Below are 23,323 nucleotides of genomic sequence, written 5' to 3'. Positions count from 1 at the left end.
GCATAAACATGCAGAGGTCTGGGTGTTCGTACAGGCCTGTCCGGAGGCCCGGTCAGCCGATCGCCCCGCCGATCAAGCGGCCCAGCAGGAAGGTGACGACCGCCGCCGCGCCACCCAGCGCCAGCTGGCGCAGGCCGCTGAACCACCAGGTGCGGGCGGTCACCCGGGCCACCGCCGCACCGCAGACGAACAGGCCGAGCATCGCCAGCAGCGCGGCCGGCCACAGCGCGGTGGCGCCCAGCAGGTAGGGCAGCACGGGCAGCAGCGCGCCGAGCGCGAAGCAGGCGAACGAGGAGCCGGCGGCGACCAGCGGCGAGGGCAGGTCCTCCGGGTCCACGCCGAGTTCCTCGCGGGCGTGCACGGCGAGCAGGGTGTCCGGGTCGGCGGACAGCTGGCGGGCGACCTCCATGGCCAGCTCCGGGTCGACGCCCTTGGCCACGTACAGCTGGGCCAGCTCGGCCAGCTCGCCCTGCGGGTTGCGCTTCAGCTCGATCCGCTCGGCCTCCAGCTCGGCCTCCACCAGCTCGCGCTGGGAGGCCACCGAGGTGTACTCGCCCACGGCCATCGAGAACGCGCCGGCCGCCAGGCCGGCCAGTCCGGTCAGCACCACGGTGCTCGGTTCGGCGGCCCCGCCGACCACGCCGGTCATCAGCGCGAAGTTCGACACCAGGCCGTCCACCGCGCCGAACACGGCCGGCCGCAGCCAGCCGCCGTTGACGTCCCGGTGGTGGCCGTCGGCGGGAATCCGGGGCTGCGGGCTGTCGATGTGCTGGTCGGCGGTGATGGTGCTCATGCTTGCGGCTCCCCTTCCGGGCACGGCGAAGGCCCCCCGGGGCGCATGTTCCGGCCAGGGCTGCTGGTGCCCCTCGAAACTAGCCGTTTGACCTGCGACTTTCCAGCAAAGTAAGCCTGCCCAAAGGCAGTTGGGGCCGCCCCCGCCGACTGCGGCAGGGGCGGCCCCAACGGGGTCAACTCACGTGCTCAGGAGGACTTTTCGGAATCCTTGGCGCTCTTGACGCCCTTGTCGTCCGCGGAATCCTCGGAGTCTGCGGCGTCCTCGGCAGTTCCGTCGCCGTCCTTCGGACCACCCTCGCCCTTGCCCTTGCCGGGCGCCGCGTCCGCGACCGGCTCCGCCCCGGCCTCCCGGGCCGCCGCCTCGGCGCGCTCCAGGGTGGCAGCCGGGTCGATCTCGTCCGGGTCCTCGCGGCCGGGCCGCAGCCGCGCGGAGATCACCAGGTAGACCACCGCGCCGATGAAGAGGGCGATCGCCGTCCAGTCGTTCAGCCGCAGGCCGAAGAAGCGGTGCGCCTCGTCGATCCGCAGCCACTCGGTCCAGAACCGGCCCGGCGTGTAGAGCGCGACGTACAGCGCGAAGGCCCGGCCGTGGCCGAGGGTGAAGCGCTTGTCGGCCCAGATCACCAGCACCGCGACCAGCACGCACCAGAGCGACTCGTACAGGAAGGTCGGGTGGTAGGTGCCCGTGACGACCTCGCCGTTCGGCAGGGTCTTGTCGATCTCCAGGCCCCAGGGCAGCGTGGTGGGCTTGCCGTACAGCTCCTGGTTGAACCAGTTGCCCCAGCGGCCGATGGCCTGGGCGAGCGCGAGGCCGGGGGCGACCGCGTCGGCCCAGGCGGGCAGCGGGACGCCGCGGCGGCGGGCGCCGATCCAGGCGCCGACCGCGCCGAGCGCGACGGCACCCCAGATGCCGAGGCCGCCCTGCCAGATCTTCAGCGCGTCGATCGGGTGCTTGCCCTCACCGAAGTACAGCTGGTTGTCCGTGATGACGTGGTACAGCCGACCGCCGACCAGGCCGAACGGCACCGCCCAGACGGCGATGTCGCCGACCGTGTGCTTGCCGCCGCCGCGGGCGACCCAGCGCCTGCTGCCGAGCCACACGGCCACGACGACACCGATGATGATGCAGAACGCGTAGGCGCGCAGCGGGATGGGTCCTAGGTAGAGGACGCCCCGCGACGGGCTCGGAATGTATGCGAGATCCATGACACCCTCGACGCTACCGTGTCCCGCCCGCCGCACCGGCACCGGAACGGGTCACGGAAACGTCAAGCCTCCCGGTCGATCCTCCGGCGGTCAGGGCGCGGGCGTGGTGTTGGACTCGCCGGCGGTCGAGGTCGGCGCGGGGCTCTGCCCGTGCGAGCCGGGGGTGCCCAACTGCTTGCCCTGGTTGGCCTGGTCCACCCACTTCACCAGGTTGTCGGTGCTGATCTGCTCGTCGCCCTTCTTCGGGTAGATCGGTTCGCCGTTGAGCAGCACCGTGGGCGTCGACTTGAAGCTGGACTTGTCGAAGTCCTGCTGCACGGCGGAGACCCAGCCGCCGAACTTGTTGGTGTTGACGCAGGACTGGAACTCGGCGTTGTCCAGGCCCGGCACCTGCTTGCCCAGGTCGATCAGGGCCTGCTTGCTGCCGAAGGTGTCCTCGGTCTCGCCGGGCTGGTTGCGGTAGAGCACGTCGTGGTAGTCCCGGAAGTGCCCGGCGTTCTGCGCGCAGCCCAGCGCGTTGGCGCCGTACTTGGAGCCGTTGCCGCCCAGCGAGCGGTCGATGAACGAGACGATGTGGTAGTTGACGAAGATCTTGCCGGCGTCTTCCAGCTGGTCGATGGTCGGCGAGAAGGCGCGCTCGAAGCCGCCGCAGGCCGGGCAGCGCGGGTCCTCGTAGACGGTGAGGGTGGACGGGGCGTTGGCGGACCCGACCGGGATGATCAGGTTCTTGTCGCCGATGGTGCCCGCGGGGGCGGCGGTCGGCGTCTCCGGCTTGGAGCGGTTGTTCTGCACCACCACGCCGACCACCACGGCGGCGGCGATCACGGCGATCACCGCGCCGCCGACGATCAGCTTCTTCTTCCGCTTCGCCCGGGCCTCCTGTTCGACCCGTTCCTCCAGCATCCGCTCACGGGCGCTGCGCTTGCCTTCTTCGTTCTTCTCGCTCATGAGGTGCTCTGCCATGGTCCAGGGATCGGTTCTCTTCGGATGAGTGCTGCGGGACGGGGTACGGTCAGGCGGCCAGCCAGGCGTCCGCCGAGAGCTTGGTGCGGGGGCGGAAGATCAGCCATGCCGACATCAACAGGAAACCGGTGTCGCGGAGGATCTCCTGGACGTACTTGGTCTGCGCCTCGCTCACCGCGCCGCCGCCGCCGAAGCAGCCGCAGTCGATCGAGATGCCGCGCGCCCAGACGGAGGAGATGCCGGCGATGAACAGCACCAGCAGCGTCGCGGAGATCACCGCGACCACCCGGGTGCCGAGGCCGAGCACCAGCAGCACCGCCAGCGCCAGTTCCAGGAACGGCAGCCCCCAGCCGACCGGCTTCACCAGTGACTCCGGCAGGATCTGGTAGGCCCGTACGGCCTGCGCCGCCTCCGCCGGGTCGGAGACCTTCGCCAGTCCGGCCCAGCCCCACACCACGGCCAGGCCCAGCCGCACCACCAGCCCGAACCACTCCGCCGCCGAACCGTCCACCACCCGGCGAAACCCGCTCACCCGGTCGTGTTCGGCCTGCTGACTGGCCATCAGTTCCCCCTCGGGCGCGCTCCACCGTTTCCTGCCTGATGAACCGTAGGGGATGGGGTGCGGTTCCTCCATATTCGCCAGTTACGCCGGATGAGTGACGCTATGCGGTCATACGTCCGATTATTCGGATCATCGCCCCGCCGGCCCGCACTCCGCCCCCGCCTGCCGGCACACCACCGCCCGCTCCGCGCCCCGGCGCGCCAACTCCCGTTCCACGCCGCCGGTTCCGGCCAGCGCGGCGGCCAGCGCCAGGACGGCCGCCAGCGCCCGCAGCAGGACCGCCTTGTGCACCCGCGCCATCCGCACGCCCTTTCGCCGACCGGCCGTCGGCGGGTTCAACGGACTGAACCTCGACAAGATCACCGCGCGGCCCGGACAGTTCACCCGATCAGGTGGCGGCCCGAGAACGGCGAAGAGCCGCCCGGGGATGCTCCCCGGACGGCTCTCGGCCTCGAGCGCTACTTGCGGCGCACGCCCGACGCCAGGTCGGCGGCCAGCGCCCGGACGGCGGCCAGGCCGGCCGCCGGCTCGGCGGCGTCCAGCAGGCGCTGCACGAACGCGGAGCCGACGATCACGCCGTCCGCGAAGGCCGCGACCTCGGCGGCCTGGTCGGCGTTGGAGACGCCCAGGCCGACGCAGACCGGCAGCGCGGTGGTGGCGCGGGTGCGGGCCACCAGGTCCTCGGCCAGGTTGCCGACCGCGGCCCGGGTGCCGGTGACACCCATCACGGCGGCGGCGTAGACGAAGCCGGAGCCGGCCGCGGTGACCTCGGCCAGGCGAGCGTCCTTGGAGGACGGGGCGACCACGAACACGGTGTCCAGACCGTGCTCCGCGGCGGCCTTGCGCCACTCCACCGACTCCTCGACCGGCAGGTCGGGCAGGATGCAGCCCGCTCCCCCGGCCGCGGCCAGGTCGGCGGCGAACCGGGCGACACCGTAGCGGTCCACCGGGTTCCAGTAGGTCATCACCAGCACCGGCACGGCCGGGTGGGCGGCGGAGACCTCGGCGACGGTGCGCAGCACGTCCTTGATCTTGACGCCGCCGCGCAGCGCGATGTCGTCGGCGGTCTGGATGACCGCGCCGTCCAGCACCGGGTCGGAGTGCGGCAGGCCGACCTCGACGACGTCGCAGCCGCCCTCGATCAGCGCGTTGATCGCGGCGATGCCGCCGTCGACGGTCGGGAAGCCGGCCGGCAGGTAGCCGATCAGGGCGGCCCGGCCCTCGGCCTTGGCGGCGGCGAGGGCGGTGGTGAGCTTGGTGTCGGCCATGGTCAGTTGGTCCCCTCGGCGTCGTCGTAGAGGCCGAAGTACTCGGCTGCGGTGTGCATGTCCTTGTCGCCGCGGCCGGAGAGCGAGACCAGGATGGTCGCCTCCGGGCCCAGCTCGCGGCCGAGTTCGAGCGCGCCGGCCAGGGCGTGCGCGGACTCGATGGCCGGGATGATGCCCTCGGTGCGGGACAGCAGCCGCAGCGCCTCCATCGCGGCGCGGTCGGTGACCGGACGGTACTCGGCCCGTCCGGTGTCCTTCAGCCAGGCGTGCTCGGGGCCGACGCCCGGGTAGTCCAGGCCGGCCGAGATCGAGTGCGACTGGATGGTCTGGCCGTCCTCGTCCTGCAGGACGTAGGTGCGCGAGCCGTGCAGCACGCCCGGGTCGCCCTTGGTCAGGGTGGCGGCGTGCTTGGGGGTGTCGGCGCCGTCGCCGGCCGCCTCGCAGCCGATCAGGCGCACGCCCGCGTCCGGGATGAACTCGTGGAAGATGCCCATCGCGTTGGAGCCGCCGCCGACGCAGGCGACCACCGCGTCGGGCAGCCGCCCGGTGCGGTCCAGCACCTGCTGGCGGGCCTCGATGCCGATGACGCGGTGGAAGTCGCGCACCATCATCGGGAACGGGTGCGGGCCCGCGACGGTGCCGAACAGGTAGTGGGTGGAGTCGACGTTGGCGACCCAGTCGCGGAACGCCTCGTTGATGGCGTCCTTCAGGGTGCGGCTGCCGGACTTGACCGGGATCACCTCGGCGCCCAGCATCCGCATCCGGGCGACGTTCAGGGCCTGCCGCTGGGTGTCGACCTCGCCCATGTAGATGGTGCAGTCGAAGCCGAACAGCGCGCAGGCGGTGGCGGTGGCCACGCCGTGCTGGCCGGCGCCGGTCTCGGCGATGATCCGGGTCTTGCCCATCCGGCGGGTCAGCAGCGCCTGCCCCAGCACGTTGTTGATCTTGTGCGAGCCGGTGTGGTTCAGGTCCTCGCGCTTGAGCAGCACCCGCGCCCCGCCGGCCTCGGCGGAGAACCGGTGGACGTCGGTCAGCGGGCTGGGCCGGCCGGTGTAGTCCTTCAGCAGGGCGTCGAGTTCGGCGGCGAACGCAGGGTCGTTCTTGGCCTTCTCGTACTCCTCGGCGACCTGCTCGACGGCGGCGACCAGCGCCTCCGGGATGAAGCGGCCGCCATAGGCGCCGAAGTAACCGCGAGCGTCCGGGACTTGGGTACCCGGAACGTTGAGCTCGGACATGGACAGTCCTCTGTCTGGAAGTTGACGGCGTGAAAAGAAACAGGCGGCGAGTACTCAGCCGCAGGTTCCGCGCCATCGACGTCCGGGGACCTGTCCGGGCTCGCAGCCGATCACGTAGCGCACCCGCCGCCCCAGCGCCCGGCGTGCGGGCGCGCGGCAGCCGCGCGGGCGGCAGCCGGGAGCGAGGCGGGTGGCGATCGACATGGCGGAGGGTCAGCCCCGCCCGTTGTTGCGCAGCGCCGGGTGCGCCCCGGCGGCGACCAGGTCGGCGACCGCGGTGCGCGGGTCGCGGCCGGTCACCAGGGACTCGCCGACCAGCACCGCGTCGGCGCCCTGGTTGGCGTAGGTGATCAGGTCGTGCGGGCCGCGCACCCCGGACTCGGCGACCTTGACGATGTGCGCCGGGATGGCGTCCACCACGTTGCCGAAGGTGTTCCGGTCGACCTCGAGGGTCTTCAGGTTGCGGGCGTTGACGCCGATGATCTTCGCGCCGGCGTCCACCGCGCGCGCGATCTCCTCCTCGTCGTGCACCTCGACCAGCGGGGTCAGCCCGATCGACTCGGCCCGCTCGATCAGCGAGACCAGGGCCGGCTGCTCCAGCGCGGCAACGATCAGCAGCGCCAGGTCCGCGCCGTGCGCGCGGGCCTCCCACAGCTGGTAGGCGGTGACGATGAAGTCCTTGCGGAGGATCGGCGTCTCGACCGCGGCACGCACCGCGTCCAGGTCGGCCAGCGAGCCGCCGAAGCGGCGCTGCTCGGTGAGCACGCTGATCGCGGCGGCCCCGCCGGCCGCGTAGTCGACCGCCAGCGCGGCCGGGTCGGCGATCGCCGCCAGCGCGCCCTTGGACGGGCTGGAGCGCTTGACCTCGCAGATCACCCGGACACCGTCGCCGCGCAGTGCGGCCACGCCGTCCTTCGCCGCGGGTGCCTTCGCCGCGAGCTCCTTGAGCTCGTCCAGGGAGGTCCGGGCCTGTCGCTCGGCGAGGTCCTGCCGGACCCCGTCGATGATCTCGTCGAGCACAGTCACGCGTGCGCCCCCATCATGTTTCGCTGGTGTGGCCGGGGACACAGGTGCACGGCCCCGGCCTTTCGATGGTATCGGGCCCCGGGGGCGCACTCCGCATCCGACCGGCGTGCGTCTCGATCGGCGGACCGCCCGGCGCGCGTTCAGGGCCTGCCCCGGACCGCCGCGCGCACTCGCTCGGACCACCGCGCGCACTCGCTCGGACCGCCGCGCGCACTCGCTCAGACCACCGGGGGCGCGAGCCCGGCGCCGATCGGCAGGTTGCGGAGCACCGCGAACAGGGCCAGCGCCAGCATCAGCACGACCGTCTGCCGGCCGGTCAGCCGGAAGCCGGCGGGGCGGCCGCGCAGCGCCCGCACCGTCCAGCGCAGCCACAGCGCGAGCGCGGCCAGCGCCAGCAGCGTCACCAGCAGGTTGTCGTGGGCGGCGGTCAGCAGCTCGCCCCTGGTCAGCGCGTGCACACAGCGCAGCCCGCCGCAGCCGGGGCACCACCAGCCGGTGGCCTGCAGCACCGGGCAGACCGGGTAGTGGCCGGGGGTGTTCGGGTCGACCGCGGCGACGAACGCGGTGGGCATCGCCACCGCGACCAGCGCCGCCAGCGGGCGGACCAGGCGGCGCGGCGCAAAGCCGGCAGTGGGAGCGTTCACGGCCACGATTGTGCCCGGGCCGGCCCCGAGGACGCGCCGGAAAACGCCGAACGGCGGGCGCGCGGCCCGCCGTTCGTACCGTGTCCCGCGGTCAGGCCGCGGTGACCGCGCTGCGCTCCTCGGTGGGCGCCGGCGCGAAGTTCTTGCTGGGCTGCTTGCCCATACCTGCCATCGACATCGCCTTGCCGACGACGCCACCGATCAGGACCACGGCGAGGCCCGCGATGGTCAGCACGACGCTCGGCATGATCATGGCCACGCCGGCCACGCAGAAACCGACGAAGGAAATGACCACGCCGGTCCACGCGGCGGGAGTGTGGCCGTGCGCTGCTGAAGCCATTGATGCTGCTCCTTGTTCTACCTGGGCCCCGCTCGGGCGGTCCTGGGCGGCGCTCGACGGGTTGACACCCCCATTGTGCCGGGCCGAACACGGCGTCCCCAAGCGGGGGCCACCGTGGTGCCGAGCACACTCAGCCGGTGGGGTCCTCGCCGCGGTCCAGCGCCTTCCACAGGTCAGCGGGACTGTTGGCGCCCGCCGGGGTCTTCCCGGCCGGACGGCTGCGGGTCGGGGCCTCGTAACGGGAGCCCATCGCGGGCCAGTTGCGGCCGAAGCACACGGTCAGCGCGCCCGCCACGACCAGCAGCAGGCCGCCCGCCAGCGCCACCCACGGCCAGCCGGTGCGGGTGATCTGCTCGGCGTGGCCGCTGGTCAGCCCGAGCTGCCCGGCCGCGGCGGCGTGCAGGCCCGCGGTGTCGGTGCGGCCGATCACCGCCCCGGCGACCGCGCCCACGCCCGCCAGTGCCGTCAGCGCGCCCACCAGCATCCGGGCCCGACCGCGCACCGCGAACACCGTGACGCCGGCGGCCATCGCCACCAGCGCCATGCCGGTCGGCAGGCCGGTCAGCGTGCTGCCGGAGGCGTGCACCGCGATCCGGCCGCCGTCCGTGCCTGCCACCACCCCCTCCGCCCAGGTGCGGCCGACGGAGGTCAGCAGCAGGGTGGCGCCGAGCGCGGTCAGCAGCAGCATCAGCGCGAGGGGGCCACGGGACTTGGATGCAGCGGGGGTCTCACTCACCCGACCAGTGTCCCCGACCGCACGCGGCGGCCCGCTGCCGGGTCGGTCAGCGCAGCGTGTTCGCGGCGGCGACCGCCCGCAGCACCGCGGTGGCCTTGTTGCGGCACTCGGTGTCCTCGGCGTGCGGGTCGGAATCGGCGACCACGCCCGCCCCGGCCTGCACGTACGCGGTGCCGCCGCGGATCACCGCGGTGCGGATCGCGATCGCGGTGTCCGAGTCCCCGGCGAAGTCCAGGTAGCCGACGCAGCCGCCGTACAGGCCGCGCCGGGTCGGCTCCAGCTCCTCGATGATCTGCATGGCGCGGGGCTTGGGCGCGCCGGACAGCGTGCCGGCCGGGAAGCAGGCGGTGAGCACGTCGAGCGCGCTGCGGCCCTCGGCGACCTTGCCGGTGACGGTGGAGACGATGTGCATCACGTGGCTGTAGCGCTCGACCGCCATGAACTCCACCACCTCGACCGAGCCCGGCGCGCAGACCCGGCCCAGGTCGTTGCGGCCCAGGTCGACCAGCATCAGGTGCTCGGCCCGCTCCTTCGGGTCGGCCAGCAGCTCGGCGGCCAGCTCGGCGTCCTCGAGCGCGGTGGCGCCGCGGTGCCGGGTCCCGGCGATCGGATGCACCATCGCCTCGCCCTCGGCGACCTTGACCAGCGCCTCCGGGCTGGAGCCGACCACGTCGAAGCCGCCCTCCGCACCGCCGTCCGGGCCGGGGAAGCGGAACAGGTACATGTACGGGCTGGGGTTGGTGGTGCGCAGAACCCGGTAGACGTCCAGCGCGGACGCCTCGCAGGGGGCCTCGAAGCGCTGCGAGGGCACCACCTGGAACGCCTCGCCGGCCCGGATCCGCTCCTTCACCACCTCCACCGCCTTGCGGTAGGGCTCGCCGCCGAACGGCGAGTGCGCGTCCACCTCGGTCGGCGTCCAGGTCGCCAGGCCCGGGTCGACGGGGCGGCGCAGGTCGGCCTCCATCGCGTCCAGCCGGGCCACCGCGTCGGCGTACGCCTCGTCCACGCCGGTGGCCAGGTCGTTGTGGTTGACGGCGTTGGCGATCAGCAGCACGGTGCCGGACGCGTGGTCGAGCACGGCCAGGTCGGTGGCCAGCAGCATGGTCAGCTCGGGCAGCCGCAGGTCGTCCGGGGTGAGGTTCGGCAGGTTCTCCAGGCGGCGGACCACGTCGTAGCCGAGGTAGCCGACCAGGCCGCCGGTGAGCGGCGGCAGGCCGTCGTCCGGGTGCCGAGGGGTGTGCAGGGCGGCCAGCGTGGCACGCAGCACCTCCAGCGGGTCGCCGGAGGTCGGGATGCCGACCGGCGGTTCGCCCAGCCAGCGCGCGCCGCCGTCCTGGCCGACCGTCAGAACGGCGCCGGAGCGCACCCCGACGAACGAGTACCTGGTCCAGCTGCCCTGCTCGGCGGACTCCAGCAGGAAGGTGCCGGGCCGCTCGGCCGCCAGGCTGCGGTACACGCCGATCGGGGTGAGGCCGTCCGCGAGGAGCCGGCGGGTGACGGGAATGACCCGGGTGTCTGCGGCGAGCGCGCGGAAAGCCTCAAGTTCCATGGGGCACCGATCAGATGAGAGAGCGGGTGGTCGGGAACAGGCTAGCGGGACAGCGGCAGCACATCGGCGTCGAAACAGGTCCGCTCGCCGGTGTGGCAGGCCGCGCCGACCTGGTCGACCTTGACCAGCAGGGTGTCGCCGTCACAGTCCAGCGCGACGTGCTTGACGTGCTGGAAGTGACCGGAGGTGTCGCCCTTCACCCAGTACTCGTTGCGGCTGCGGCTCCAGTACGTGCAGCGGCCGGTGGTCAGGGTGCGGTGCAGCGCCTCGTCGTCCATCCACCCGAGCATCAGCACCTCGCCGGTGTCGTACTGCTGGGCGACGGCGGGCACCAGACCGTCCGGGGTGCGCTTGAGGCGGGCGGCGATCGCCGGGTCCAGGGCGGTGCTGCCGGGGGCGGCGGGGTTGATCGACATGCAGTCCATTCTCGCAGGCGGGCCCGGCCGGCCCGGGCGGCCCCGCCAGGGCGGTAGTTTGACCCCCGACGAAAAACAGAACTGCTCTGCACGATGGGGGATTTGCCGGGTGAGTCAGTACCAGCCGCAACCATTGCCGACCGTCGCCTTCGGTCACCACCTGCTCCAGCGGACGGCGGGCGAACACCTCTACCCCGGCGAGCCGATGATCGGCACCTGGGCGATGAAACTGGACCGCCTCGCACCGCTCTGGTGGGACCGCGACACCGTCCGCGCCGCGAGCCACGCCCCGCTGGCGTGGATCTACAACTTCTTCGTGCGGCTCTGGTACGGCTTCCTGCTGTACTTCCTGCCGCGCTGGTTCGTCTTCTGGTTCACCCCGGACATCCACCTGCGGCGCCCGTACGGCCTGTCGCTGACCCGGCGCGCCTACCGGGCGATCCGCCGGCCGATGCACGGCGGCTCGCTGAGCGGCGACGAGGGCTCGACGGCCTGGCAGTTCTGGCGCGCGGTGCGGACCACGCCCGGCGAGAAGCTGCGGGCCGACCACGACTACTTCACGGTGCTGCTGACGGACCGCCGGCTGCTGATCCTCAGCCGCTGGGACCTCCTGCAGGCCAAGCAGCACTACCGGGCCGTCCCGATGTACGAACTCCCGCTCGGCAGCTGGTGGCTGCGCCCCGACACCCCGAACGACATCTGGGCCGCCCGCCAGGACCTGCTGTTCGCGGACGGCTCCTGGATCGCCCTGGACTTCGAGGACGAGGCCGAGCGCGAGGCGTTCCGCGCGGCGACGGCCGGGCGCTGACCGCACGGACCGCACGACGAGGCCCCGCCGCCGTACCCGGGTACGGCGGCGGGGCCTCGGTCATCTGTCAGCCGAACGCGGTCGCGATCCGCGACTCGTCCACCCGGTACGGCGCCGGGTCGTTGGCCAGGCCCACGTCGTGCAGGAGCTCCTGCTTGATCGCTTCCTTGTTGACGGGGCTCTTCAGGCCCTCCTTGCCGACCGCCATCGCGGACTGGCCGGCCGCCTTCAGGTTGCCCTTGAGCGTGCCGTCGCCGCGCTGCACCGGGTCGTCGTCCTCGATGCCGAGCAGGTCTCGGAACTGGTTGTTGGCCCACTTGCTGGCCTCGCCGTCGAGCTGCTGGGCGGCCTTGGCGATCATCCCCTCGCCCTGCTCCAGCTCCCGCATGCCCTGGACCGCGGTCTTCACGTTCTTGACCTGCTTCAGCGCCCGGCTGACGCTGCTCAGGTTGCGGACCGCCTTCACCGCCTGGCCCATCTCCTTCAGCGCCTTCAGCAGCGCCTCCAGCTTCTGCGCCAGCTGGGCCGAGACCCGGCCCACCCGGGCCACGAAGACGGCGATCTCCGCCTCGGTGATCAGCGCGTCCGCGATCAGGCCGATGCCCATGGTGAACACCGCGATCACCGCCTCGGCGGCCAGCGACACGATCAGCGCCTCGATCGCCTCGCTGATGATCTGGATCACCATGCCCTCGGCCATCGCGCACTCCTGCGCCGCCGAGTTGATGATCTGCGCGGTCTCCAGCATGCCCTGCGCGGTCTGGTCGAGCGCGTCCGCGACCTCGCCCATGTGACCGCCGAACGCGTCGCTGGCGCCGCCCGCCCACGCCTCGGAGAGCGGCACCGCGCCGCCCCGCAGTTCGGTCGCGACCGACTGCACGGCGTGCGCCTGCGCCTGCCACTCCTCGGCGGCCGCGTTCAGCTCCGCGAGGTTGCCGGTGACCTTCTCCAGCATCTCGATCAGGCCGGACTGCTCCAGCGCCCACTCGACCGCCTCGTCGAGCATGCCGCCCAGGCCATTGCGGTCGGGGTGCTGGGCCGGGGGCAGGTGCGCCATCGCCTGCTCGACCCGGGCGTGCGCCCAGGCGTAGGCGTCACTGGCACCGAGCATTCCACCCAGGCCGCCCGGCATGCTGCCCGGATCGACGGGGTAGGGGCCGCTCCACATACCGCCGCCACCCCCGGCACCGCGGCCCGGGTCGAAGTGGAAACCCGGGTCCGGGTCGTAGCCCGGGTCCCGCCCGGGGCCGCGCGGAATGAGGTCCTCCCAGCCATCACCCGGCGCCGGCCGCCCGACCGGCCCACCGGAGGCACCCCCGCCGCCCTCGCCGCCACCCTCGCCGGCGCCCGGCTCGGCGGCCGGCGGGTCCTTCGGGCCGAAGATCTGGTCGCCGGCCCACTCGGTACCGCGCTGGGTCAGGCCGTCGAGGATGGTCGAGGCCGAGCCCTTCAGCTTGCCCTTGAACCAGCCGTCCCGCGGATCGACCGCCCCGACCCCGTCAGCGCCACCGTCATCGCCGCCCGTCGGGTGGTTCGGCGCCTGCGGAGGCTGTTGCGGGTGCTGCGTCTGAGGAGGCTGCTGCGGGTGCTGCACCTGCGGAGGCTGCTGCGGGTGCGGCACCTGCGGCTGCTGCGGAACACGCGGCTGCGGCGCCTGTTGCTGCGGGGTGCGTCCCAACGTCCGCGGATCCGTCACCGGGCGCGACGGCTGCGGGGCCGGGCGCTGCTGCGGCGGCGGCGTCGTCTTCGGCTTGGGCGCGGGGGCCGAGACCTTGCCACTGGGGCTTGGCTTCGTCATTACATGCCACCACCCATCGTGCGCACCACGTGGTCCTCGTGGTCCATGTAGTTCTGCGAGACGCCCGCCAGCCCCTCGGAGGTGTTGTTGACGGCGTTGCCGAGCACGCCGACGTTCTCCTTGTTGGCGTTCGCGTGCTCCTGGTACGCCGAAGCCAGGTGCTGGGCGTTCGGCAGGTGCCCGAAGGCGTTGGACGAGATGGTGATCGCGGCGGTGGCCGACGCGATCCTGCTCAGCAGTTCGGACTGCTCGGCAAGCAGTGACGCATATCGATCGAGTGCGCCCGGTTCGACCCGAAATCCGCCGTCCCCCATGACAGTTGCCCTCCCTCGGCGACCTTTCAACTGGCCGGTCATCCTACTGATTCGCAGGCAAAGGCTTCGCAAACAGATGTCCGAAAAGCACTGCCGCGCCCATCGCCGAACCATCACAATGGCGGTGGAACCAGGGGGTTGGCATGAGTGGGCGACAGAAGACGGTCCTGACTGCGGTGGTGGCGGTCCTTCTGGCGGCCCTGGCCGCCGTCCTGCTGTGGCCCGAGCCGCACCGGCCGGCCGCTGCTCCACCGCCTCCCCCCAGTTCCTCCCCGGCACCTTCACCGAGTCCGACCAAGGTCATTCCGTACCCGTACTTCACCCCGGGCACGTGTTTCCAGGTGCCGCGGCTCAGCAAGGTGCAGCAGCCCACCGCCGTCCCCTGCGACCAGCCGCACGACGCCGAGGCGATCGCCAACGCGGACCTGCCGGACGGTCTGGCCGACCTCCCGGCGATCTTCCGCACCCTGACCGAGCTGTGCAAGGCCCCGACGACGCAGGCCCTCCAGCGCACCGCCGACGGCCCGCGCCACGCCACCTCGGTCGGCCTGCCGCTGGAGTTCTACCAGCAGGGGTTCCGCGGCATCACCTGCGCCCTGACCTTCAAGGCCTGACCCCACCCGTCAAGTGCGTGCAGGATCACGTGCGCGCCAACGTTCAAGGCCCGACCTGCTGCGTAGGCTGTGCGGCATGTCGAGCCTTGCACGGGCCGAGCGTGCCCGTCTTACCGGATTGTTGTCGGCGGCCGGCCCGGACGGGCCGACCTTGTGCGGGGGGTGGCTGACCAGGGATCTGGTGGCCCATCTGGTGGTGCGGGAGGGCCGGCCGGACGCGGCGGCCGGGATCAAGGTGCACGCGCTGGCGAGGTGGACCCGGCGGGTGCAGGACCGCGCGGCGAGGCGCCCGTACGAGCAGTTGGTGAAGTCTTTCCGCTCGGGGCCGCCGGCGTTCTCGCCGTTCAACCTGCCGGGTGTGGACGAGGCGGCGAACCTGCTGGAGTACTTCGTGCACGCGGAGGACGTCCGCCGGGCGGTCCCGTTCGAACCGGAGCCGGTGTCGGCCGAACTGGCGGAGGCGCTGTGGCGGCGGGTCCCGATGGCGGCCCGGCTGGGCGAATCGCGCCCGGCGGTCTCGCTGCGGCTGGCGCGGCCGGACGGCCGGGAGGTGACGATCCGTCGCGGGGAGCGGCCCCTGGTGACGGTGACCGGGGAACCGGGCGAGCTGGTGCTGTTCCTGTTCGGACGCGGCGCGAAGGCGGCGGTGACGGTGCAGGGCGAGCCAGAGGCGGTCGCCGAGCTGGCCGAGACGCTGCCGCTGCCGGAGAGCTGACGAACCGTTCGACGCCCCCACCGGGCCGGTGGGGGCGTCGTTGCGTCAGCGGACGGGGTGGCCGGTGGTCCGGAGTTCGTCCTTGACCTGGCCGATCGTCAGGTCGCCGAAGTGGAAGACGCTGGCGGCGAGCACGGCGTCGGCGCCGGCGTCGACGGCGGGTGCGAAGTCGGCGAGCTTGCCGGCCCCGCCGGAGGCGATGACGGGCAGCGAGACGGCCTTGCGGACGGCGCCGATCATCTCCAGGTCGTATCCGTCCTTGGTGCCGTCGGCGTCCATCGAGTTCAGCAGGATCTCGCCGGCGCCGAGTTCGGCGGCCCGCACCGCCCATTCGACGGCGTCCAGGCCGGTGCCCTGGCGGCCGCCGTGGGTGGTGACCTCGAAGCCGGAGGCGGTCTGGGTGCCCTCGGGGCAGCGCCGGGCGTCGACCGACAGGACCAGCACCTGGCGGCCGAAGCGCCGGGCGATCTCGCGGATCAGTTCGGGGCGGGCGATCGCCGCGGTGTTGACGCCGACCTTGTCGGCGCCGGCCCGCAGCAGCTTGTCGACGTCCTCGGTGGTGCGCACGCCGCCGCCGACGGTGAGCGGGATGAACACCTGCTCGGCGGTGCGGCGGACCACGTCGTAGGTGGTCTCCCGGGAGCCGGACGAGGCGGTGATGTCGAGGAAGGTCAACTCGTCGGCGCCCTGGGCGTCGTAGAGCTTGGCGAGTTCGACCGGGTCGCCGGCGTCGCGCAGGTTCTGGAAGTTGACGCCCTTGACGACGCGTCCGGCGTCCACGTCCAGACAGGGGATCACGCGTACTGCGAGTGTCACGGCTGCTTGCCTTCCAAAGTGCGGGCCAGGCCGGGGCGGTGGGCCTCCAGCTCGACCTCGACCATCATCCGGGAGTCGGTCAGGCCCTGCACGACCACCATCGTGGTGACCGGCCGGACCTGGTCGAAGAGTTCCTTGTGGGCGCGGCCGACCTCGTCGCAGTCCCGGACGTGGGTGAGGTACATCCGGGTGCGGACCACGTCGGCGGCGGTGAGTCCGTAGCGGTCGAGCGCCTCGAAGGCCACCTTGAAGGCGGCGATCGTCTGCTCGTACGGGTCGCCCTCGACCAGGGCGACCTTGTCGTCGAAGGCGGTGCAGCCCGCGACCAGGACGAAGTCCCCGGCCACCACTGCCCGGGAGTGTCCGTACGCGTCCTCCCGGGAGGACGCTTCGGACTGGGGGGCGTCGGCGGCCGGGGTTTCGTCGGTCATCGGGACACAGCCTCCAGGGCCTCTTCGAGGGTGAACTTCTGCTCGTAGAGGGCCTTGCCGACGATCGAGCCCTCGACGCCCTCCGGCACCAGGGTGGCGATCGCGCGCAGGTCGTCCAGCGACGACACGCCGCCGGAGGCGACCACCGGGCGGTCGGTGGCGGCGCAGACGTCGCGCAGCAGCTGGAGGTTGGGGCCGGTCAGGGTGCCGTCGCGGTTGACGTCGGTGACCACGTAGCGGGCGCAGCCCTCGGAGTCCAGGCGGGCCAGGACGTCGAACAGCTGGCCGCCGTCGCGGGTCCAGCCGCGGCCGCGCAGGGTGGTGCCGACCACGTCGAGGCCGACGGCGATCTTGTCGCCGTGCTCGGCGATCACCTTGGCGACCCACTCGGGGCTCTCCAGGGCGGCGGTGCCGAGGTTGACCCGGGTGCAACCGGTGGCGAGCGCGGCGGCCAGCGACTCGTCGTCGCGGATGCCGCCGGACAGCTCGACCTTGATGTCGAGCCGGCCGGTGACCTCGCGGAGCAGGTCGCGGTTGCTGCCGGTGCCGAACGCGGCGTCCAGGTCGACCAGGTGCAGCCACTCGGCGCCGGCGTTCTGCCAGGCCAGGGCGGCGGCGAGCGGCTCGCCGAAGGAGGTCTCGGTGCCGGAGGCGCCCTTGACCAGGCGGACGGCCTGCCCGTCGCGGACGTCGACGGCGGGCAGCAGTTCGAGGCGGTTGGTCATGATCCGTTGGTCTCCCAAGTCGGAGGGCGTCAGAGGGTGTCGACCCAGTTGGTCAGCAGGGCGGCGCCGGCGTCGCCGGACTTCTCGGGGTGGAACTGGGTGGCCCACAGCGGGCCGTTCTCCACCGCGGCGACGAACGGCTGCCCGTGGGTGGCCCAGGTCACCTTGGGGGCGCGGATCTTCTCGGAGTGGGTCTCCAGCAGCCAGTGCCGCACGCCGTAGGAGTGCACGAAGTAGAACCGGGTGTCGGCGTCCATCCCGGCGAACATCCGGCTGTCCGCGGCGGCGTCGACGGTGTTCCAGCCCATGTGCGGGACGACCGGCGCGTCCAGCGGCTCGACCACGCCGGGCCACTCGTCGCAGCCCTCGGTCTCGATGCCGTGCTCGACACCCTTCTCGAACAGGATCTGCATGCCGACGCAGATCCCCAGCACCGGGCGGCCACCGGCCAGCCGGCGGCCGATGATCTGCTCGCCGCGCACCGCCTTCAGGCCGCGCATGCACGCCTCGAAGGCTCCGACGCCCGGTACCAGCAGGCCGTCCGCGTCCAGCGCCTGCTGGAAGTTGGAGGTGACGGTGACGTTGGCGCCGGTCCGTTCGACGGCGCGCTGGGCGGAGCGCAGGTTGCCGGAGCCGTAGTCCAGCACCACCACGTTCTTGCTCATGTCGCGAAACTCCTAGTAGCGCAGGATGCCGGCGGCCAGCAGCATGGCCGAGGCGAAGCCGAGGACGACGATCACGCTCTTCGGCTTGTCCTGCTTCCAGAACGAGTAGACGCCGGCGGCGAAGAAGAGGCCGAGGAAGATCATTACCGATGCCATCAGAGGGCACCCTTCGTGGACGGGAGGATGCCTTCGGCGCGCGGGTCCCGCTCGGAGGCGTAGCGCAGCGCCCGGGCGAGCGCCTTGAACTGGCACTCCACGATGTGGTGCGCGTTGCGGCCGTACGGCACGTGCACGTGCAGGGCGATCTGGGCCTGTGCGACGAAGGACTCCAGGATGTGCCGGGTCATCGTGGTGTCGTACGAGCCGATCATCGGGGCCATGCCCTCGGGCTCGGTGTGCACCAGGTACGGGCGGCCCGACAGGTCGACGGTGACCTGCGCCAGCGACTCGTCCAGCGGGACGGTGCAGTTGCCGAACCGGTAGATGCCGACCTTGTCGCCGAGCGCCTGCCGGAAGGCGGCGCCGAGGGCGAGCGCGGTGTCCTCGATGGTGTGGTGGGTGTCGATGTGCAGGTCGCCGTCGGTCTTCACGGTGAGGTCGAAGAGGCCGTGGCGGCCGAGCTGGTCGAGCATGTGGTCGTAGAACCCGACGCCCGTGGAGACGTCCGTCCTGCCGGTTCCGTCGAGGTCGATCTCGACCAGGACGGAGGTCTCCTTGGTGGTGCGTTCGACGCGGCCGATACGGGACATTGCGGGGTTACAGCTCCTTGATCACGGAGGACACGGCGGCCAGGAAGGCGTCGTTCTCGGCGGGCGTTCCGGCGGTGACGCGCAGCCAGCCGGGCACGCCGTTGTCGCGGACCAGCACGCCCTGGTCGAGGATCGCCTGCCACACCGCGTGGGTGTCGGCGAAGCGGCCGAACTGGATGAAGTTGGCGTCCGAGTCGGTCACTTCGAGGCCGAGCTCGCGCAGCGCGACCACCAGCCGGTCACGCTCGGACTTCAGCTGCGCGACGTAGCCGAGCAGCGTGTCGGTGTGCTCCAGGCAGGCCAGCGCCGTCGCCTGGGTGACCGCCGACAGGTGGTACGGCAGCCGGACCAGCTGCACCGCGTCCACCACGGCCGGATCGGCGGCCAGGTAGCCGAGCCGCAGCCCGGCCGCGCCGAACGCCTTCGACATGGTGCGCGAGACCACCAGGTTGGGGCGGCCGGCCAGCAGCGGCAGCAGCGAGGCGCGGTGCGAGAACTCGACGTACGCCTCGTCCACCACCACCACGCTCGGCTTGGCGGCCTGCGCGGCCTCGTACAGCGCGAGCACCGTGTCGGCCTCGACGGCGGTGCCGGTCGGATTGTTCGGCGAGCAGATGAACACCACGTCCGGGCGCAGCTCGGCGATCGCCGCGCGGGCCGCGTCCAGGTCGATGGTGAAGTCCTCGTTGCGCGGGCCGGAGACCCAGGCGGTGCCGGTGCCGCGGGCGATCAGCGCGTGCATCGAGTACGAGGGCTCGAAGCCGATCGCGGTGCGGCCGGGCCCGCCGAAGGTCTGCAGCAGCTGCTGGAGCACCTCGTTGGAGCCGTTGGCGGCCCACACCTGGTCCTTCGTCACGGCGTGGCCGGTGGTGCGGCTCAGGTACGCCGCCAGGCCGGTGCGCAGCTCGACCGCGTCCCGGTCCGGGTAGCGGTTGAGCTGCCGGGCGGCGTCGGCGACCCGCTCGGCGATCCGGGCCACCAGGGGCTCGGGCAGCGGGTACGGGTTCTCGTTGGTGTTCAGCTGGACGGGCACGTCCAACTGCGGTGCGCCGTAAGGGGACTGGCCGCGGAGTTCGTCCCGGACGGGGAGGTCGTCGATGGTCGTCACGAGCTGGGGACACTCCACTCGAATCGGGCCTTGATCGCATCGCCGTGGCCGGGCAGGTCCTCGGCCTCGGACAGGTTGACCACGTGCGCGGCGATGTCGGCCAGCGCCTGGCGGTCGTACTCGACGACCTGGACGCCGCGCAGGAAGGTCTGCACGGACAGGCCCGAGGAGTGGCAGGCGCAGCCGCCGGTCGGCAGCACGTGGTTGGAGCCGGCCGCGTAGTCGCCCAGCGAGACGGGGGTGAAGCGGCCGAGGAAGATCGCGCCGGCGTTGCGCACCCGCTCGGAGACGGCGTGCGGGTCGGCGGTCTGGATCTCCAGGTGCTCGGCGGCGTACGCGTTGACGACGGCCAGGCCCTGGTCCAGGTCGTCGACCAGGATGATGCCGGACTGCGGGCCGCCCAGCGCCTCGGCCACCCGCTCGGAGTGCCGGGTGCGGGCGACCTGGATCTTCAGCTCGGCCTCCACCGCGTCGGCCAGCTCCGCCGAGGCGGTGACCAGCACCGAACCGGAGGTCGGGCCGTGCTCGGCCTGGCTGATCAGGTCGGCGGCGACCTCGGCGGCGTCCGCCGTGTCGTCCGCGAGCACCATGATCTCGGTCGGGCCGGCCTCGGAGTCGATGCCGATCCGGCCGGCGAACAGCCGCTTGGCGGCCGCCACGTAGATGTTGCCGGGGCCGGTGACCAGGTTGACGGGCGCGCACTCCTCGGTGCCGAGCGCGAACATCGCCACCGCCTGGGCGCCGCCCACCGCGTACACCTCGTCCACGCCGAGCAGCGCGCACGCCGCCAGGATGGTCGGGTGCACCCGGCCGCCGAACGCCTTCTGCGGCGGCGAGGTGACGGCGATGCCGGTCACTCCGGCCTCCTGGGCGGGCACCACGTTCATCACAACGGAGGACGGGTAGACCGCCAGACCGCCCGGCACGTACAGGCCGACCCGGTCTACCGGCACCCAGCGCTGGGTGACGGTGCCGCCCGGCACCACCTGCGTGGTGTGGCCGGTGCGCCGCTGGTCGCCGTGCACGGCGCGGGCCCGGCGGATCGACTCCTCCAGCGCGGCGCGCACCTTCCGGTCGAGCTGCTCCAGGGCCTCGGCGATCTGCTCGGCCGGGACACGGGTGGACGTCAGCCGCACCCCGTCGAAACGCTCGGTGATCTCTATCAACGCCGCCACGCCACGATGGCGTACGTCCTCCGCGATCGGCCGCACCTTCTCAAGGGCGGCCTCCACGTCGAACTCGGCACGGGGCAGCACGTCGCGGGGGTCCTGGTCGGAGCCGCGGAGGTCGATTCGAGAGATCACAGGCCCAAGTGTAAGGAGTGGCGAAAAACCACATCCGGGCATTTCAGTCCGTGATACGAAAGGTGAGACGGCTACAAGATCATCGGGGGGCGCGGTGGATCAGGCACCGGACGACTGGACGGACACCGAACGCGGCCTGTGGGAGGCGTTCCGCCACGGCGACGTGTACGACCTACGGGCCGACCGCTCCGACCCCCGCACCGACCTGGTCCGGCCCGCCCCCGCCGGGCAGGCCGTCCGCCCGGACGAGGAGAGCCGCGGCCCCGACGACCCGTTCGACTCCACCCCCTGGGGGCCGGAGCGCACCGTCCGCGCCGAGGTGATCGCCCGGCTGCTGCTGCACGGCCCCGCCCCCGCGCCCGGCAAGGTCACCTCGCTCAAGCTCACCGGCGCCCGGATCACCGGCCGGCTCGACCTGGCCGGCGGCCGGATCGACGGCTACGTCGAGCTGCGGCTGTGCCGCTTCGACCACAAGCTGCTGCTCTCCGAGGCCTCCGCCGCCACCCTGCGGCTGGTCTCCTGCGCACTCCCCCGGCTGGAGGCGTCCCGGATCGCCACCGAGGGCGACCTGCACCTGGCCCGCTGCGGCATACCCGCCGGCGTCCGGCTCACCGACGCCCGGATCGGCACCGACCTGCTGCTCAACCAGTCCGCCATCGGCCCCGACAGCTTCGGGCGCTCGCTGTCCGCCGACGGGATCGGCGTCAACCAGGACTGCGAGGCCGAACGGCTCGACGTGCTCGGCGAGGTGGGCCTGCGCTCGGCCCGGATCGGCGGCCGCCTCTCGCTGCGCGGCGCCACCCTGCGGGCCTCGCCCGTCAACCCCAACGCGCTCAACGCCCCGCGGATCACCATCGGCCACACCCTGTACCTGTCCGGCTCCGCCGACGCCGACTGGACCGGCTCCCGCACCGTCTACGGCTCCGGCTACGGCGAACCCGCCACCGCCGCCTACGAGGACGTCACCCACACCCCGTTCCGCTCATGGGGCCGGGTCCGGCTCTCCGACGCCCGCTTCGACAACGCCTGCCTGATCACCGCCGCCGAGTTCCACCTCGGTCCCGACCAGGAACTCTCCCTCAACCGGATCCAGACCCCCGAGCTCCGCTTCACCTGCCGAACCCCGCCCACCGGCACCGTCAGCCTCAACCGCGCCCGGATCGGCAACCTGGTCGACTCCCCCGGCGCCTGGCCCACCGACCGGCACATCTCACTCACCGGCTTCAGCTACGAATCGCTCCGCCCCGCCGAGCCCTTCCCGCTGGAACGCCGCGTCGAATGGCTGGAGTCCGGCGCCGAGTTCCGCCCCGAGGCCTACGAGCAGCTCGCCGCCGCCCTGCGCCGCGACGGCGCCGACGAGGACGCCCGCACCGTCCTGCTCGCCAAACAGCGCCGCCGCCGCGCCACCCTGCCGCTGCCCGGCCGGCTCTGGGGCCACCTCCAGGACGCCGCCGTCGGCTACGGCTACCGCCCCGGCCGGGCCGCCACCTGGCTGGTCCTCGCCTGGGCGCTCGGCACCATCTACTTCCAGGAACACCCGCCGGCGCCGATCAAACCCGACGAAGCGGTGGCGTGGAACCCGGCCCTGTACGCGGCCGGCAAGGTCCTCCCCCTGATCGACCTCGGCCAGGCCGGCTGGAACCCCGACCGCCCCGGCCAGTGGGTCGCCACCGCCCTGGTCCTGACCGGCTGGGTCCTCGCCACCACCGCCGTGGCCGGCGTCACCCGCCTCCTCCAGCGCGGCTAGCCGGTAAGTCCGGAGCGGCGGCGGCCCCACGGGAACTACGCTGTCCGCCGTGACTGATCGGCTCCCGCTCTTCCCCCTCAACACGGTCCTCTACCCGGGCCTGGTGCTGCCCCTGCACGTCTTCGAGGAGCGCTACCGACACCTGGTCGCCGACCTGCAGAAGCTGCCCGAGGACGAACCCCGCCGCTTCGGCGTGATCGCCATCCGGGACGGCCGGGAGGTCGCACCCGTACGCGAACTCGACGACCCCGCAGGCCCGTTGGACGGCATCGGCGCCCCCGGCGAGGACCCGCTGGACGCCCTCCACCCGGTCGGCTGCGTCGCCGACGTCGCCTCCGTCCGCGACCAGCCCGAGGGCCGCTACGAACTCCTCGTCACCGGCACCACCCGGTTCCGGCTCCGCGCGATCGACGCCACCGGCCCCTACCTCGTCGGCGACGTCTCCGTGCTGCCCGAACAGCCCGGCGAGGGCTCCGGCGTACTCGCCGCCGGCGTCGAACGCGCCTTCCGCACCTACCAGAAACGACTGGCCGGCGCCCGCGAAGCCACCCTCAACGGCGAACCCGAACTCCCCGACGACCCGCAGGTGCTCTCCTACCTGGTCGCCGCCGCCACCACCCTGCCGGTGGCCGTCAAGCAGGAACTCCTCGCCTGCCCCGACACCGCGCAGCGCCTCACCCGCGAACTCGAACTGCTCCGCCAGGAGAGCGCGGTGATCGCCAAACTCCCGTCCCTGCCCGCCACCGACCTCACCCGCCAGGCCTTCAGCCCGAACTGAGGACACCCCCA

29 protein-coding genes are annotated in these 23,323 nt (G+C 72.5%); 5 read left to right on the top strand and 24 right to left on the bottom strand.

From position 1 onward, the window contains the following. Window positions 1–52: 52 nt before the first annotated feature. The 14 genes from ACIHEI_RS24375 to hisI form a co-directional block, all read right to left on the bottom strand. Window positions 53–793: a VIT1/CCC1 transporter family protein gene (locus ACIHEI_RS24375; RefSeq protein WP_387645812.1), complete on the bottom strand. Its 741-nt coding sequence runs from the start codon at window positions 791–793 to the stop codon at window positions 53–55. A gap of 188 nt (window positions 794–981) precedes the next feature. Next, complete coding sequence (gene lgt / locus ACIHEI_RS24370) at window positions 982–2,001, bottom strand: prolipoprotein diacylglyceryl transferase (protein WP_396608074.1); 1,020 nt, start codon at window positions 1,999–2,001, stop codon at window positions 982–984. A 90-nt stretch (window positions 2,002–2,091) separates the two neighbouring features. Next, the gene (locus ACIHEI_RS24365) at window positions 2,092–2,964 is read right to left on the bottom strand and encodes a thioredoxin domain-containing protein (RefSeq protein ID WP_396608073.1); all 873 of its coding nucleotides are present in this window, start codon (window positions 2,962–2,964) and stop codon (window positions 2,092–2,094) included. Between the two features lie 49 nt (window positions 2,965–3,013). After that, window positions 3,014–3,526 (bottom strand): MauE/DoxX family redox-associated membrane protein, encoded by a 513-nt coding sequence (locus ACIHEI_RS24360; RefSeq protein WP_392948605.1) that lies wholly within the window; start codon window positions 3,524–3,526, stop codon window positions 3,014–3,016. 129 nt (window positions 3,527–3,655) lie between these two features. After that, complete coding sequence (locus ACIHEI_RS24355; protein WP_396608072.1) at window positions 3,656–3,826, bottom strand: hypothetical protein; 171 nt, start codon at window positions 3,824–3,826, stop codon at window positions 3,656–3,658. 158 nt (window positions 3,827–3,984) lie between these two features. Then, window positions 3,985–4,794, bottom strand: coding sequence for a tryptophan synthase subunit alpha (trpA, locus tag ACIHEI_RS24350; protein WP_392948610.1), 810 nt, complete (start codon window positions 4,792–4,794; stop codon window positions 3,985–3,987). Window positions 4,795–4,796: 2 nt separating this feature from the next. Next, on the bottom strand, window positions 4,797–6,029 hold the full coding sequence (gene trpB, locus ACIHEI_RS24345; RefSeq protein ID WP_396608071.1) for a tryptophan synthase subunit beta: 1,233 nt from the start codon (window positions 6,027–6,029) through the stop codon (window positions 4,797–4,799). Window positions 6,030–6,083: 54 nt separating this feature from the next. Beyond that, on the bottom strand, window positions 6,084–6,233 hold the full coding sequence (gene trpM / locus ACIHEI_RS24340; RefSeq protein ID WP_360291891.1) for a tryptophan biosynthesis modulator TrpM: 150 nt from the start codon (window positions 6,231–6,233) through the stop codon (window positions 6,084–6,086). A 9-nt stretch (window positions 6,234–6,242) separates the two neighbouring features. Beyond that, window positions 6,243–7,055 (bottom strand): indole-3-glycerol phosphate synthase TrpC, encoded by an 813-nt coding sequence (trpC, locus tag ACIHEI_RS24335; protein ID WP_387645829.1) that lies wholly within the window; start codon window positions 7,053–7,055, stop codon window positions 6,243–6,245. A gap of 218 nt (window positions 7,056–7,273) precedes the next feature. Beyond that, the gene (locus tag ACIHEI_RS24330; RefSeq protein WP_387645832.1) at window positions 7,274–7,699 is read right to left on the bottom strand and encodes a DUF2752 domain-containing protein; all 426 of its coding nucleotides are present in this window, start codon (window positions 7,697–7,699) and stop codon (window positions 7,274–7,276) included. Window positions 7,700–7,790: 91 nt separating this feature from the next. Next, window positions 7,791–8,039, bottom strand: a complete 249-nt coding sequence (locus tag ACIHEI_RS24325; protein WP_392948614.1) for an HGxxPAAW family protein — start codon at window positions 8,037–8,039, stop codon at window positions 7,791–7,793. Window positions 8,040–8,169: 130 nt separating this feature from the next. Next, window positions 8,170–8,775: a TIGR02234 family membrane protein gene (locus tag ACIHEI_RS24320; protein WP_396608070.1), complete on the bottom strand. Its 606-nt coding sequence runs from the start codon at window positions 8,773–8,775 to the stop codon at window positions 8,170–8,172. A gap of 46 nt (window positions 8,776–8,821) precedes the next feature. Further along, on the bottom strand, window positions 8,822–10,324 hold the full coding sequence (locus ACIHEI_RS24315; RefSeq protein WP_387645840.1) for an anthranilate synthase component I: 1,503 nt from the start codon (window positions 10,322–10,324) through the stop codon (window positions 8,822–8,824). Window positions 10,325–10,365: 41 nt separating this feature from the next. After that, window positions 10,366–10,740 (bottom strand): phosphoribosyl-AMP cyclohydrolase, encoded by a 375-nt coding sequence (gene hisI, locus ACIHEI_RS24310; protein ID WP_387645842.1) that lies wholly within the window; start codon window positions 10,738–10,740, stop codon window positions 10,366–10,368. A 109-nt stretch (window positions 10,741–10,849) separates the two neighbouring features. Here hisI and ACIHEI_RS24305 point away from each other — a divergent pair, with 109 nt between their 5' ends. Further along, the gene (locus ACIHEI_RS24305) at window positions 10,850–11,548 is read left to right on the top strand and encodes a hypothetical protein (protein ID WP_392948620.1); all 699 of its coding nucleotides are present in this window, start codon (window positions 10,850–10,852) and stop codon (window positions 11,546–11,548) included. A gap of 67 nt (window positions 11,549–11,615) precedes the next feature. On the opposite strand, the gene ACIHEI_RS24300 is transcribed toward ACIHEI_RS24305, so the two are convergent. Together ACIHEI_RS24300 and ACIHEI_RS24295 are read right to left on the bottom strand one after the other, a co-directional pair. Continuing rightward, a complete protein-coding gene (locus tag ACIHEI_RS24300) occupies window positions 11,616–13,346 on the bottom strand; it encodes a WXG100 family type VII secretion target (protein ID WP_396608069.1) in 1,731 nt (576 codons plus the stop codon). After that, on the bottom strand, window positions 13,346–13,660 hold the full coding sequence (locus ACIHEI_RS24295) for a hypothetical protein (RefSeq protein ID WP_387863922.1): 315 nt from the start codon (window positions 13,658–13,660) through the stop codon (window positions 13,346–13,348). The genes ACIHEI_RS24300 and ACIHEI_RS24295 overlap by 1 nt, the downstream gene beginning before the upstream one ends. 143 nt (window positions 13,661–13,803) lie before the next feature. Here ACIHEI_RS24295 and ACIHEI_RS24290 point away from each other — a divergent pair, with 143 nt between their 5' ends. Together ACIHEI_RS24290 and ACIHEI_RS24285 are read left to right on the top strand one after the other, a co-directional pair. After that, complete coding sequence (locus ACIHEI_RS24290) at window positions 13,804–14,274, top strand: hypothetical protein (RefSeq protein WP_396608068.1); 471 nt, start codon at window positions 13,804–13,806, stop codon at window positions 14,272–14,274. A gap of 76 nt (window positions 14,275–14,350) precedes the next feature. Then, window positions 14,351–14,989, top strand: a complete 639-nt coding sequence (locus tag ACIHEI_RS24285) for a TIGR03085 family metal-binding protein (RefSeq protein ID WP_396608067.1) — start codon at window positions 14,351–14,353, stop codon at window positions 14,987–14,989. 45 nt (window positions 14,990–15,034) lie between these two features. Here the strand turns inward: ACIHEI_RS24285 and hisF are convergent, their stop codons facing one another. From hisF to hisD, 8 genes are read right to left on the bottom strand one after another with little or no spacing between them, the layout of a single operon-like run. After that, complete coding sequence (gene hisF / locus ACIHEI_RS24280) at window positions 15,035–15,805, bottom strand: imidazole glycerol phosphate synthase subunit HisF (protein WP_387645857.1); 771 nt, start codon at window positions 15,803–15,805, stop codon at window positions 15,035–15,037. Then, window positions 15,802–16,236, bottom strand: a complete 435-nt coding sequence (locus tag ACIHEI_RS24275) for a RidA family protein (protein ID WP_387863925.1) — start codon at window positions 16,234–16,236, stop codon at window positions 15,802–15,804. Before ACIHEI_RS24275 ends, hisF begins: the two co-directional genes overlap by 4 nt. Next, on the bottom strand, window positions 16,233–16,961 hold the full coding sequence (gene priA / locus ACIHEI_RS24270) for a bifunctional 1-(5-phosphoribosyl)-5-((5-phosphoribosylamino)methylideneamino)imidazole-4-carboxamide isomerase/phosphoribosylanthranilate isomerase PriA (RefSeq protein WP_035861549.1): 729 nt from the start codon (window positions 16,959–16,961) through the stop codon (window positions 16,233–16,235). Before priA ends, ACIHEI_RS24275 begins: the two co-directional genes overlap by 4 nt. Window positions 16,962–16,990: 29 nt before the next feature. Beyond that, a complete protein-coding gene (gene hisH, locus ACIHEI_RS24265) occupies window positions 16,991–17,626 on the bottom strand; it encodes an imidazole glycerol phosphate synthase subunit HisH (RefSeq protein ID WP_387645862.1) in 636 nt (211 codons plus the stop codon). A gap of 12 nt (window positions 17,627–17,638) precedes the next feature. After that, complete coding sequence (locus ACIHEI_RS24260) at window positions 17,639–17,782, bottom strand: hypothetical protein (RefSeq protein ID WP_387645865.1); 144 nt, start codon at window positions 17,780–17,782, stop codon at window positions 17,639–17,641. Beyond that, on the bottom strand, window positions 17,782–18,375 hold the full coding sequence (gene hisB / locus ACIHEI_RS24255) for an imidazoleglycerol-phosphate dehydratase HisB (RefSeq protein WP_387645867.1): 594 nt from the start codon (window positions 18,373–18,375) through the stop codon (window positions 17,782–17,784). Before hisB ends, ACIHEI_RS24260 begins: the two co-directional genes overlap by 1 nt. 7 nt (window positions 18,376–18,382) lie before the next feature. Continuing rightward, complete coding sequence (locus ACIHEI_RS24250) at window positions 18,383–19,483, bottom strand: histidinol-phosphate transaminase (RefSeq protein WP_396608066.1); 1,101 nt, start codon at window positions 19,481–19,483, stop codon at window positions 18,383–18,385. Further along, window positions 19,480–20,787: a histidinol dehydrogenase gene (gene hisD, locus ACIHEI_RS24245; protein ID WP_396608065.1), complete on the bottom strand. Its 1,308-nt coding sequence runs from the start codon at window positions 20,785–20,787 to the stop codon at window positions 19,480–19,482. The genes ACIHEI_RS24250 and hisD overlap by 4 nt, the downstream gene beginning before the upstream one ends. A gap of 94 nt (window positions 20,788–20,881) precedes the next feature. Here hisD and ACIHEI_RS24240 point away from each other — a divergent pair, with 94 nt between their 5' ends. Both ACIHEI_RS24240 and ACIHEI_RS24235 read left to right on the top strand, forming a co-directional pair. Continuing rightward, entirely contained in the window at window positions 20,882–22,534 is a 1,653-nt protein-coding gene (locus tag ACIHEI_RS24240; RefSeq protein WP_396608064.1) for an oxidoreductase, read from the top strand. A gap of 49 nt (window positions 22,535–22,583) precedes the next feature. Then, complete coding sequence (locus ACIHEI_RS24235) at window positions 22,584–23,312, top strand: LON peptidase substrate-binding domain-containing protein (RefSeq protein ID WP_392948644.1); 729 nt, start codon at window positions 22,584–22,586, stop codon at window positions 23,310–23,312. Window positions 23,313–23,323 lie beyond the last annotated feature (11 nt).

This window comes from Kitasatospora sp. NPDC051984 (genome assembly GCF_044593455.1).
Lineage (GTDB): Bacteria > Actinomycetota > Actinomycetes > Streptomycetales > Streptomycetaceae > Kitasatospora.
The sequence above is the reverse complement of the archived record's forward strand: the minus strand, read 5'-3'. Positions and strand labels throughout refer to the sequence as shown.

Bases quoted from the DNA above. Each gene is read 5' to 3' on its own strand.
- ACIHEI_RS24275 (WP_387863925.1), bottom strand. From the start codon at position 16,236: ATGACCGACGAAACCCCGGCCGCCGACGCCCCCCAGTCCGAAGCGTCC.
- ACIHEI_RS24285 (WP_396608067.1), top strand. From the start codon at position 14,351: ATGTCGAGCCTTGCACGGGCCGAGCGTGCCCGTCTTACCGGATTGTTG.
- trpB (WP_396608071.1), bottom strand. From the start codon at position 6,029: ATGTCCGAGCTCAACGTTCCGGGTACCCAAGTCCCGGACGCTCGCGGT.
- ACIHEI_RS24355 (WP_396608072.1), bottom strand. From the start codon at position 3,826: ATGGCGCGGGTGCACAAGGCGGTCCTGCTGCGGGCGCTGGCGGCCGTC.
- ACIHEI_RS24315 (WP_387645840.1), bottom strand. From the start codon at position 10,324: ATGGAACTTGAGGCTTTCCGCGCGCTCGCCGCAGACACCCGGGTCATT.
- ACIHEI_RS24365 (WP_396608073.1), bottom strand. From the start codon at position 2,964: ATGGCAGAGCACCTCATGAGCGAGAAGAACGAAGAAGGCAAGCGCAGC.
- priA (WP_035861549.1), bottom strand. From the start codon at position 16,961: ATGACCAACCGCCTCGAACTGCTGCCCGCCGTCGACGTCCGCGACGGG.
- ACIHEI_RS24295 (WP_387863922.1), bottom strand. From the start codon at position 13,660: ATGGGGGACGGCGGATTTCGGGTCGAACCGGGCGCACTCGATCGATAT.
- ACIHEI_RS24360 (WP_392948605.1), bottom strand. From the start codon at position 3,526: ATGGCCAGTCAGCAGGCCGAACACGACCGGGTGAGCGGGTTTCGCCGG.
- ACIHEI_RS24375 (WP_387645812.1), bottom strand. From the start codon at position 793: ATGAGCACCATCACCGCCGACCAGCACATCGACAGCCCGCAGCCCCGG.
- ACIHEI_RS24325 (WP_392948614.1), bottom strand. From the start codon at position 8,039: ATGGCTTCAGCAGCGCACGGCCACACTCCCGCCGCGTGGACCGGCGTG.
- ACIHEI_RS24260 (WP_387645865.1), bottom strand. From the start codon at position 17,782: ATGGCATCGGTAATGATCTTCCTCGGCCTCTTCTTCGCCGCCGGCGTC.
- trpM (WP_360291891.1), bottom strand. From the start codon at position 6,233: ATGTCGATCGCCACCCGCCTCGCTCCCGGCTGCCGCCCGCGCGGCTGC.
- ACIHEI_RS24290 (WP_396608068.1), top strand. From the start codon at position 13,804: ATGAGTGGGCGACAGAAGACGGTCCTGACTGCGGTGGTGGCGGTCCTT.
- hisB (WP_387645867.1), bottom strand. From the start codon at position 18,375: ATGTCCCGTATCGGCCGCGTCGAACGCACCACCAAGGAGACCTCCGTC.
- hisI (WP_387645842.1), bottom strand. From the start codon at position 10,740: ATGTCGATCAACCCCGCCGCCCCCGGCAGCACCGCCCTGGACCCGGCG.
- lgt (WP_396608074.1), bottom strand. From the start codon at position 2,001: ATGGATCTCGCATACATTCCGAGCCCGTCGCGGGGCGTCCTCTACCTA.
- trpA (WP_392948610.1), bottom strand. From the start codon at position 4,794: ATGGCCGACACCAAGCTCACCACCGCCCTCGCCGCCGCCAAGGCCGAG.
- hisH (WP_387645862.1), bottom strand. From the start codon at position 17,626: ATGAGCAAGAACGTGGTGGTGCTGGACTACGGCTCCGGCAACCTGCGC.
- ACIHEI_RS24300 (WP_396608069.1), bottom strand. From the start codon at position 13,346: ATGACGAAGCCAAGCCCCAGTGGCAAGGTCTCGGCCCCCGCGCCCAAG.